Genomic DNA, 11,821 nt, shown 5'->3' on the forward strand with positions numbered 1-11,821 from the left:
AGGTTCAGGTGTCTGCAACGTCTGCATCGAACGAGAGAATCGTTGAGGCTCTGCGCGCGTCGCTGAAGGAGACGGAGCGGCTGCGCGAGCAGAACCGCCAGCTCTCCGGCGCGGGCCACGAGCCGATCGCGATCGTGGGGATGGCCTGCCGGTTCCCGGGCGGGGTCACGTCGCCCGAGGAGCTGTGGGCGCTGCTGGCGGCGGGCGGCGACGGGGTGTCGTCGTTCCCGCTGGACCGCGGCTGGGACGTCGAGGGGATCTATGACCCCGACCCGGACGCGGTGGGTAAGACGTACTCCCGCCACGGCGGCTTTCTGGACCGGGCCGCGGACTTCGACCCCGGCTTCTTCGGGATCAGCCCCCGCGAAGCGGTTGCCATGGACCCGCAGCACCGGCTGCTGCTGGAAACCTCGTGGGAGGCGTTCGAGCGCGCGGGCATCGACCCCGCCACGGTGCGGGGCAGTGCCACCGGCGTCTTCGCGGGGGTGATGTACGGCGACTACAGCGATGTGCTCGAACACGCCGCCGATGACGTCGAAGGCTTCCTGGGCGTCGGCGGCAGCCTCGCCTCCGGCCGCGTCTCGTACGCCTTCGGCCTGGAGGGCCCGGCCGTCACCGTCGACACGGCCTGCTCGTCTTCCCTGGTCACAGTGCACCTGGCAGCGCAGGCCCTGCGCTCGGGAGAGTGCTCGCTCGCGCTCGCCGGCGGTGTCACCGTCATGGCGACCCCCGACACCTTCGTCGACTTCAGCCGCCAGCGCGGCCTCGCCCCCGACGGCCGCTGCAAGCCCTTCGCCGAGGCCGCGGACGGCACCGGCTGGGGCGAAGGCGTCGGCATGCTGCTGCTGGAGAAGCTCAGCGACGCCAAGCGCAACGGCCACCGGGTGCTGGCCGTGGTCCGGGGCAGCGCCATCAACCAGGACGGCGCGAGCAACGGCCTCACCGCGCCCAACGGCCCGTCCCAGCAGCGCGTCATCCGGCAGGCACTCGCCGGTGCCCGGCTCTCGGCCGACCAGGTCGACGCGGTGGAGGCGCACGGCACGGGCACCAAGCTCGGCGACCCGATCGAGGCCCAGGCGCTGCTGGCGACATACGGACAGGACCGCCCGGCGGGCCGTCCGTTGTGGCTCGGTTCGGTGAAGTCCAACCTGGGGCACACGCAGGCCGCGGCTGGTGTCGCGGGCATCATCAAGATGGTGCTGGCGATGCGGCACGAGGAGCTGCCGCGCACGCTCGGTGTGGACGCGCCCAGCTCGCACGTTGACTGGACCGTTGGAGACGTCCGACTGCTGACCGCAGCCCAGCCGTGGCCGGCCGGTGAGCGCACCCGCCGCGCGGGCATCTCCTCGTTCGGTATCAGTGGGACGAACGCGCACGTCATCGTGGAGGAAGCGCCTGCCGAAGCCACGACGGAGGTCGTTGCGGCCGGCGCGCTTCCGGTGGTGCCGTGGGCGCTGTCCGGCAAGACACCGGAGGCGCTGACAGCACAGGCTGCCCGCTTGCGGGACCACCTGCTCGCCGCCGCTGGACGCGATCTCGACCCGGCCGCCGTCGGGTACTCCCTGGCCACGACGCGTGCCGTGTTCTCCCACCGGGCAGGCGTCGTGGCCACCGGCCGCGACGGCCTGATCGCCGGCCTGACGGCGCTGGCCGAGGGCGGTAACGCCCCCGGACTCGTCCAGGGTGCGGCGCACGCGGGCCGGACGGCGTTCCTGTTCACCGGGCAGGGGAGCCAGCGGGCGGGGATGGGGCGTGAGTTGTATGCCGCCTACCCCGCCTTCGCCTCGGCGCTGGACGACGTGGTGGCCGCGTTCGGCAACCGGCTGGAAGTGCCGCTGCTGGACGTGCTGTTCGCGAAGGACGGCGAGCGGTTGAACGAGACGGGCTTCACGCAGCCCGCGCTGTTCGCGTTGGAAGTGGCGTTGTTCCGGTTGCTGGAGTCCTTCGGCGTCCGGCCGCAGGTGCTCGCCGGCCACTCCATCGGGGAACTGGCCGCGGCGCACGTGGCGGGCGTCTGGTCCTTGGAGGACGCGGCGCTCCTCGTCGCGGCACGCGGACGGCTGATGCAGCAGCTGCCCTCCGGCGGTGCCATGGCGGCGATCCAGGCCACCGAAGCCGAGGTCCTGCCACAACTCACGCAGCAGGTCGGAATCGCCGCCGTCAACGGACCGACGTCCATCGTCGTCTCCGGAGATGCCGGCGCGGTCGCGGACGTCATCGCGCACTTCGACACCCTCGGACGGAAGACCAAGCGCCTGACCGTCAGCCACGCCTTCCACTCCCCACACATGGAGCCGATGCTCGAAGAGTTCGGCGAGGTAGCGGCCGGCCTCACCTACAACCCGCCCACCATCCCGATCGTCTCCACCCTCACCGGCCAGACCGCCACCGCCGAAGAACTCACCGACCCCGCCTACTGGGTCCGCCACGTCCGCGAAGCCGTCCGCTTCGCCGACGCCATCACCACCCTCCAAGACCAAGGCATCAACACCCTGCTGGAACTCGGCCCGGACGCGGTCCTCACCGCCATGGCCGCCGACTCCACCACCGACACCACCACCCTCATCCCCACCCTCCGCCGCGACCACAACGAACCCCAACTCCTCACCGAAGCCCTCACCCGCATCCACACCACCGGCGGCACCGTCAACTGGCCCGCCCTCTTCGGCACCGCCCACACCCCCGTCGACCTCCCCACCTACGCCTTCCAGCACCAGCACTACTGGCCGCGCACGGTGGCATCGACCGGCGACGCGGCCGGCCTGGGGCTGCGCTCCGGCGGTCACCCGTTCCTCAGCGGGGCGATCACGCTCCCGGACACCGACAGCGTGCTGTTCACCGGGCGGCTCTCCCTCTCCACCCACCCCTGGCTGGCGAATCACGCCGTCTCCGGCACGGTCATCGTCCCCGGCGCCGCGCTCGTCGAGATCGCCGTACGGGCGGGTGACGAGGTCGGGTGCGGCACCGTCGAGGAGCTGACGCTCCAGGCGCCGCTGGTGCTGGGCGAGCAGGGTGCCGTTCAGCTGCGTGTGCAGGCGGGCGAGGCCGACGCGGGCGGGCTGCGGCCCGTCACCGTCTTCTCGCGACCCGAGGACGCCCCCGACGAAGCTCCCTGGACCTGCCACGCCGACGGTCTCCTCACGGCATCGGTCCTGGCCCCCGAACCGGAGTTCGACCTCTCGCAGTGGCCGCCGGCCGGCGCGAGCACGATCGACACCGGTCACCTCTATGACGAGCTGGCCTCGTCGGGCCTGGAGTACGGGCCGCTCTTCCAGGGCCTGCGGGCCGCCTGGCGGCACGGGGACGATGTTTTCGCCGAGGTCTCGCTCCCCGAGGACGCCCCGGACTCCGACTCGTTCGGACTCCACCCCGCGCTGCTGGACGCGGCGCTCCACGCGATCAGCCTCGGTGACTTCGTCGAGGACGGCAGTGTCCCGCAGCTTCCCTTCGCCTGGTCGGACGTTGCCCTGTACGCGGCCGGTGCGACGACCCTGCGGATCAAGGTGTCGCCCGCGGCCTCCGGCGGCGGCGTGGCGCTCCAGCTGGCCGACGCTGCAGGCTCCCCGGTCGCGTCGGTGGGTTCGCTGGTGCTGCGCGCCCTCGCGGTGGACCAGCTGACGGCGAACGCGGGCGGCTCCGGCCACCACGAGTCGCTGTTCCGGCTCGACTGGACGCCGCTGCGGACGACCACCGATGCCCCCACCACCGGCAGGTGGACCCTGCTCGGCGACGACACCTTTGGTCTGGCCGACGCGCTCACCCAGGCGGGGGAGACCCTGGCGGAGGCCGAAGCCGATCTCACCCTCGCCCAGTTCACCACCCACCAGTCCCCGTCCATCAGCGAGACCGTGCACAGCGCCCTGGCCCTGCTCCAGCAGTGGCTGGACGCCGATCAGCTGCCCGGTGCCCGGCTGGTGCTCGTCACCAGCGGCGCCCTGGCGGCCGCTCCCGGCGACGCCGTCGCCGATCCCGGTGCGGCGGCCGTGTGGGGTCTGGCGCGTTCCGCGCAGTCCGAGTACCCGGACCGGATCGTCCTCGTGGACGTCGACGGCACCCCGGCTTCGGCCGCGGCCCTGGCCCCCGCCGTGGCCGCCGCGATCGCCGCCGACGAGCCGCAGCTGGCGCTGCGCTCCGGCCAGGCGCACACCGCGCGCCTCCTTCGCCCCTCTCCCGCCGACAGCTTGACGACCCCTGCCGCCGCCGTCGACACGGCCCCCTGGCGGCTGGACTTCACCGCCGGCGGGACCCTCGACAGCATCTACGTCTCCGACTTCCCCGAGGCGGCCGAGCCCCTCGCCGAGGGTCAGATCCGGGTCGCGATCCGCGCGGCGGGGGTGAACTTCCGCGACGTGATGAACGTGCTCGGCATGTACCCGGGCGACGCGGGCCGGCTCGGTCTCGAGGCGGCCGGTGTGGTCGTGGAGACGGGCCCCGGCGTCACCGGGTTCGCTCCCGGCGACCGGGTGATGGGGCTGTTCTCCGGTGCGTTCGGGCCGCTCGCGGTCGTCGACCACCGGCTCGTTTCGCCCATGCCGATCGGCTGGACGTTCGCCGAGGCGGCCGCCGCCCCCGTGGTCTACCTGACGGCGTACTACGCGCTCAACGACCTGGCCGGGCTGAAGTCCGGCGAGAAGATCCTCATCCACGCCGCCGCCGGCGGTGTCGGCATCGCCGCCGTCCAGCTCGCCACCCAGCTGGGCGCCGAGGTGTACGGCACGGCCAGTACCGGCAAGTGGGGGACGTTGCGCGGCCTCGGGCTGACCGACGACCGGATCGCCTCCTCCCGCACGCTGGACTTCGAGCAGAGCTTCCTGGACGCGACTGGCGGGCGCGGCATGGACGTCGTCCTGGACTCCCTCGCCCGGGAGTTCGTGGACGCGTCGCTGCGGCTGCTGCCGCGCGGCGGACGGTTCGTCGAGATGGGTAAGACGGACATCCGGGACGCGGCAACCGTGGCCGTCGACCACCCGGGCGTCGCGTACCAGGCGTTCGACGTCATGGACGCGGGCCCCGAGCGGATCCAGGAGATGTACGCCGCCCTCCTGGACCTCTTCAACAGCGGTTCGGCCCGTCCCCTGCCCGTCACCGCGTGGGATGTACGGCAGGCCCCCGAGGCGTTCCGCCACATGGGGCAGGCCCGCCACACCGGCAAGCTCGTCCTGACGGTGCCCGCGCCGCTCGCCCCCGAGGGCACGGTGCTGATCACCGGCGCCACCGGCGCCCTCGGCGGACTGCTCGCCCGCCACCTGGTCACCGAGTACGGCGTACGCCACCTGCTGCTCACCAGCCGGCGCGGCATCGAGGCGCCGGGGGCGGCCGAACTGGCGGCCGAACTGACGGAAGCCGGCGCCACCGTCACCGTTGCCGCCTGCGACGCCTCCGATCGTGCGGCCCTCGCCGCCACGCTCGCCGCGATACCGGCGGCGCACCCCCTGACGGCCGTGCTGCACGCGGCCGGTGTGCTCGACGACGGCATCCTCGCCTCGCTCACCCCCGAGCGCGTCGACCGGGTCTTCGGACCGAAGGCCGACGCGGCGCACCACCTCCACGAGCTGACCCGCGGCCTGGACCTGGCCGCGTTCGTGCTGTTCTCCTCGGCGGCCGGCACGTTCGGCAACCCCGGGCAGGGCAACTACGCGGCCGCCAACGCCTACCTGGACGCACTCGCCGCGCACCGCCGCGGCGCGGGCCTGCCCGCGCTGTCGCTGGGCTGGGGCGCCTGGGCGTCCGAGGGCGGCGGCATGGCCGACGTCCTGGAGACGGCCGACCGCGAGCGGCTGGCGCGCTCCGGCGCGGCGGCGCTCAGCAGCGCCGAGGGACTGGCCCTGTACGACACGGCCGTCGGCCTCGCCGCGCACGCCCTCGTCCCCCTGCACCTGGAACTGCCGGCGACCGCCGCGCCCGACGAGGTGCCACCGCTGCTGCGGGCGCTGGTGCGGGCCCCGGCCCGCCGGGCGGCCCGTGCCGCCACCTCTGGGGCCGCGCTGGAGCTGGGTCCGCGGCTGGCCGCGATGACCCTCGCCGAGCAGGACGAGTTCCTGCTCGACCTGGTCCGGAGCAACGCCGCCGCCGTTCTGGGCCATTCGGGCGCCGAGGCCATCGACCCCTCCCGGGCGTTCAAGGACCTTGGGTTCGACTCGCTGACCGGTGTGGAGTTCCGCAACCGGCTCGGTTCCGCGGCTGCCCGCCACGCTCGTCTTCGACTACCCGGCGCCCGACGTGCTCGCCGCGTTCCTGCGGACCGAGCTCGTCGGCGATCTCGCCGCCAACAGCACGGGGCCGGTGGCGGCCACGTCGATCTCCGGTGACGAACCCATCGCCATCGTCGGCATGGGCTGCCGGTTCCCCGGCGGGGTGCGCTCCCCCGAGGACCTGTGGCAGCTGCTCGCCACCCGCACCGACGCGATGGCCGGGCTGCCCGACGACCGCGGCTGGGACGTCGAGTCGCTGTACGACCCGACGGGCGAGCGGCCCGGCACGACATACACCGACCAGGGCGCCTTCTTGTACGACGCCACCGACTTCGACGCCCCCTTCTTCGGCATCAGCCCGCGCGAGGCCCTCGCGATGGACCCACAGCAGCGGCTGCTGCTGGAGACCTCGTGGGAGGCGCTGGAGCGGGCCGGGATCGACCCGGCCACGCTGCGCGGCACGTCGACCGGTGTCTTCGCCGGGGTGATCTACCACGACTACGGCACCCGGCTCGGCGAGCTGCCCGAAGGCGTCGACGGCTTCCTCGGGACGGGGACGTCCGCCGGGGTGCTGTCCGGGCGCGTCTCGTACGTGCTGGGGCTGGAGGGGCCGGCGATCACCGTCGACACGGCCTGCTCCTCGTCCCTGGTCGCCCTGCACCTGGCGATCCAGGCCCTGCAGCGCGGCGAGTGCACGCTGGCGCTGGCCGGTGGCGTCACCGTCATGGCCACCCCCGACACGTTCGTCGACTTCAGCCGCCAGCGGGGACTCGCCGCCGACGGCCGCTGCAAGGCGTTCGCGTCCACGGCGGACGGCACCGGCTGGGCCGAGGGCGTCGGCATGATCCTGGTCGAGCGGCTCTCGGACGCCCAGCGCAACGGACACGACATCCTCGCCGTGGTTCGCGCCAGCGCCCTGAACCAGGACGGCGCCAGCAACGGGCTCACCGCCCCCAACGGCCCCTCCCAGCAGCGCGTCATCCGCCAGGCGCTCGCCTCCGCGGGACTGGCCGCCGCCGACATCGACGCGGTCGAGGCGCACGGCACCGGCACCCGGCTCGGCGACCCGATCGAGGCGCAGGCGCTCATCGCGACCTACGGCCAGGACCGTCCCGCCGACCAGCCGCTGTGGCTCGGTTCCGTCAAGTCCAACCTCGGTCACACGCAGGCCGCGGCGGGCATCGCGGGCGTCATCAAGATGGTCACGGCGCTCGGCCACGAGGAGCTGCCCGCGACGCTGCACGTCGGCGAGCCCAGCCCGCACATCGACTGGTCCGCGGGGAACGTGGAGCTGCTCACCGAGGCGCGGCCGTGGCCGCGCGGCGGTTCCGGCGCCCGCCGGGCGGGCGTTTCCGCCTTCGGCTTCAGCGGGACCAACGCGCACGTCATCCTGGAGGAGGCGCCGGCTGTCGAGCCGGTGGCAGTAGAGGAGGCTGACACCCCCGCGCCCTTCACCGCCACCGACACCGCGCCCGTCCCGTGGCTGCTCACCGGCCGCAGCGAGATCGCGCTGCGCGCCCAGGCCCGCAAGCTGCACGCGCACCTGGCGGGCGGGCCCGAGCTCGGCGCCACAGCCCTCGGCAGCATCGGGCACGCGCTGGCCACCACCCGCACACCGTTCGAGCACCGCGCGGTGCTCGTGGGGGCGGACGGTCCCGCGCTGATCCAGACGCTGAAGGACATCGCGGACGGCGTTCCCGCCGCGGGCGTCGAGGAGGGCCTCGCGGCCGCTCCCGGTAAGACGGTCTTCGTCTTCCCGGGCCAGGGCTCGCAGTGGATCGGCATGGCCACCGAACTCCTGGACACCTCGCCGGTGTTCCGGGCGCGCCTGGAGGCCTGCGCGGCAGCGGCGGACGAGTTCACCGACTGGTCGCTGCTGGACGTGCTGCGCGGCGTGGAGGGCGCGGCGTCCCTGGAGCGCGTCGACGTGATCCAGCCCGCCCTCTGGGCGGTCATGGTGTCGCTCGCCGCCCTCTGGGAGTCGCTCGGCATCCGGCCGTCCGCCGTCGTCGGGCACTCGCAGGGCGAGATCGCCGCCGCGTGCGTCGCGGGGGCGCTCAGCCTCCGGGACGCCGCCCGCGTCGTCACCCTGCGCAGCCTCGCGCTCGTCGGACTCGCCGGCACCGGCGGCATGGTCTCCCTGCCGCTGCCCGCCTCCGAGGTCGAGGAGCTGCTGACCGTATGGCCCGGCCAGATCTCGGTGGCAGCGAACAACGGGCCGTCGTCCACGGTCGTCTCCGGCGACCCCGGCGCGCTCGACGAGCTGCTCGCCACCTGCGAGCGGCGCACCATCCGGGCGCGGCGCATCGACGTGGACTACGCCTCGCACTCCTCCCACGTGGAGTCGCTGCGCGAGGAGCTTCAGGACGTACTCGCCCCCGTCCGGCCGCAGGTGGGACGTATCCCGCTGTACTCCACGCTGGAGGACCGGCTGATCGACGGCAGCGAGATGGATGCCACGTACTGGCACCGCAACCTCCGCCACACCGTCACGTTCGAGCCGGCCGTGCGGGCGCTCGCCCTCACCGGGCACACCGTGTTCGTCGAGTGCAGCCCGCACCCGGTGCTCACCGTCGGCGTCCAGGACACGGTGGCCGCCGCCGGAGCCGATGACGTCGTCGTCACCGGCACGCTGCGCCGCGACGACGGCGGCGCCTCTCGCGTCCTGACCTCCCTCGGGCGGCTGGTCGCGCACGGCGCGCGCCCCGACTGGGCGGCGGTCTTCGCGGGCCGCACGCTGGAGCGCACCGAGCTGCCGACGTACGCCTTCCAAGGCGAGCGGTACTGGCTGGAGGCCGTCTCCGGGTCGGTGGACCCGGCCGGGCTCGGCCAGACGCCCGCCGGGCACCCGCTGCTCGGCGCGGCCGTGGCGCTGCCCGACCGCGACGGCTACCTGTTGACCGGCCGACTCTCCCTCAAGTCCCAGCCGTGGCTGGGCGACCACGCGGTCGGCGGCGTCGTCTTCGTCCCCGGCACCGCGCTGCTCGAACTGGCCGTACGGGCCGGTGACGAGGCCGACTGCGGCACGCTGGCGGAACTGACGCTGGAGGCGCCGCTCGTCCTGCCGGAGCGCGGTGAGACGCAGCTGCGCGTCCTGGTCGACGAGGCCGCCGCCGACGGGCACCGCCCGGTGGCCGTCTTCTCGCGGCTCGAAGAGAGCGGCGAGGACACCCCGTGGACGCGGCACGCGAGCGGTCTGCTGACGTCCGACACCCCCACCCCGGGCCCCGACCTCACCCAGTGGCCGCCGGCCGGCGCCGAGGCGCTGACGACCGAGAGCCTGTACGCGGACCTGGGAGCCGTCGGCCTGGACTACGGGCCGGTCTTCCGGGGTCTGCGGGCGGCCTGGCGGCGGGACGGCGAGCTCTTCGCCGAGGTCGCGCTGCCTACCGAGGCGGTCTCCGCCGCCGCCGACTACGCCGTGCACCCGGCGCTGCTGGACGCCGCCCTGCACGCCATCGCACTCGGTGGGTTCTTGGACAGCGAGGAGGGGGAGGGGCCCTGGCTGCCCTTCGCCTGGTCCGGGGTCGCGCTGCACAGCGTCGGCGCCTCCGCCCTGCGGGTCCGGATCGCCGCGGCACCCGGCACCGGCGCCGTCACCCTGGACGTCGCCGACGCCACCGGGGCGCCGGTCGCCGCCGTCGACTCCCTGCTGCTGCGCCGCCTCCCCCTGGAGGCGCTCGCGCAGCTCGGCTCGGCCGGCTCCGACCCGTTCCGCGACTCGCTGTTCCGCGTCGAGTGGAGCGCCGTGACGGCCCCCGGCGAGCAGCCGCAACCGGTCACGAACTGGGCGGTGTTCGGCGATGACCCGCTCTTCCCCGGCCTGCCGGAGATCTTCAGCACCGACGAGTTGGACGGTTCCATCGGCACCGTCCTGACGCCCGTGCACTGGCAGAGCGGCACCGAGGACACCGTCATGCAGGCGCTGGGCGACCTCCAGGTGTGGCTCGCCGACCCGCGCACCGACGGCACCACGCTCGTCGTCGTCACCCGTGGCGCGGTCGCCGCCGAGCCCGGCGAGGACATCGCCGACCTCGCGCAGTCGGCCGTCCACGGCCTGGTCCGCTCCGCGCAGTCCGAGAGCCCGGGCAGGATCGTCCTCGCGGACATCGGCACCGGCATTCCCTCCCGGACGCTGCTCGCTGCGGCTCTGGCCACCGGCGAGCCGGAGTTCGCGCTGCGCGACGGGAAGATCCTCGCCCCCCGGCTGGTCCGGGCCGAGGCGCGGGCCGACGCCCTGGCGCCGTGGCAGTCCGACGGCACCGTCCTGATCACCGGCGGCACCGGCGGTCTGGGCGCGCTCGTCGCCCGGCACCTGGTCGGCGAGCACGGCGTACGGCATCTGCTGCTCACCAGCAGGCGGGGACCGGACGCTCCGGGGGCGGCCGAGCTCGTGGCCGAACTCTCCGAGTCCGGAGCCACCGTCACCGTCGCCGCCTGCGACGTCGCCGACCGCGACGCGGTCGCCGCCCTCCTCGCGGCCGTTCCGCAGGAGCGCCCGCTGCGCGGTGTGGTCCACGCGGCAGGGGTGCTCGACGACGCGACGCTCGGCAAGCTCACCCCCGAGAAGCTGTTCGCGGTCCTCGCGCCCAAGGCCGAGGCGGCCCGCCACCTGCACGAGCTGACGGTCGAGGCCGGGACGGAACTGGACGCGTTCGTCCTGTTCTCCTCCTCCGCCGGGGTCTTCGGCAACGCCGGGCAGGCCAACTACGCGGCCGCCAACGCCTACCTCGACGCCCTGGCCGCCCACCGCAGGGCAGCCGCGCTGCCCGGCGTGTCCCTCGCCTGGGGCCTGTGGGCCGAGCCGAGCGGCATGACCGGGCACCTGGAGAGCACGGACCTGGCGCGGCTGGCCCGTTCCGGCATCCGCCCGCTCAGCCCCGAGCAGGGCCTGGCCCTGTTCGACGCCGGAGTCGGCGGGACGGAGCCCGCTCTCGTCCCGATCGGCCTCAGCACGGCGGGGCTGCGCTCGCAGGCGGGCGACGGACCCGTGGCGCCGCTGATGCGCTCGCTGGTCCGCGGCCCGTCCCGGCGCACCGCGCAGGGCGCGTCGGCCGCCGAGGACGGCGCCCAGGGCGACGCGCTGCGCAAGCGGCTCACCGCACTGCCCACCGACGAGTGGGAGACCGTGCTGCTCGACCTGGTGCAGTCCTACGCGGCGGCGGTGCTCGGCTTCGCCGGCACCTCGGCGGTCGGCGCCACCCGCTCCTTCAAGGAGCTGGGCTTCGACTCGCTGACCGCCGTGGAGTTCCGCAACCGGCTCGGCGCCGCCACCGGTGTCCGGCTGCCCGCCACCGCCGTCTTCGACCACCCGACCCCGCTGGCGCTGGCCCGGCTGCTCTATGGCGAGTTCGCCCCCGAGCAGACCGACCCGGCCGACGCCGTACTCGCCGAACTCGACCGCCTCGACGGCTACCTGCCGGAGGTGTCCCTCGACGACAGCGTCCACGCCGCCGTCACCGCCCGCCTGGAGGAGCTGCTCTCCCGGTTCAAGAACCTGCGCGCCGGGGCGGGCGGCGACACCGGCGAGAACGTCAATGAACGACTGCAGGACGCCACGACCGACGAGGTCCTGGCCTTCATCACGGACGAACTCGGCATCGCCTGACGGCCGTGTTGCAACTCTGAGG

Annotated in this window: 2 protein-coding genes; both read left to right on the plus strand. The window is 74.1% G+C overall.

All coding sequences use genetic code 11. The annotated features are described in order from the left end of the window. The first annotated feature begins 8 nt into the window (after positions 1-8). Positions 9-6,308 (plus strand): type I polyketide synthase, encoded by a 6,300-nt coding sequence (locus tag M2266_RS24360; protein ID WP_277440107.1) that lies wholly within the window; start codon positions 9-11, stop codon positions 6,306-6,308. Then, positions 6,220-11,799 carry a type I polyketide synthase gene (locus tag M2266_RS24365; protein WP_277441333.1) on the plus strand — a complete coding sequence of 1,860 codons (5,580 nt, stop codon included), beginning with the start codon at positions 6,220-6,222 and terminating at the stop codon, positions 11,797-11,799. Before M2266_RS24360 ends, M2266_RS24365 begins: the two co-directional genes overlap by 89 nt. The last annotated feature ends 22 nt before the right edge of the window (positions 11,800-11,821 follow it).

It is taken from the genome of Streptomyces sp. SPB162 (assembly GCF_029504575.1).
Lineage (GTDB): Bacteria > Actinomycetota > Actinomycetes > Streptomycetales > Streptomycetaceae > Actinacidiphila.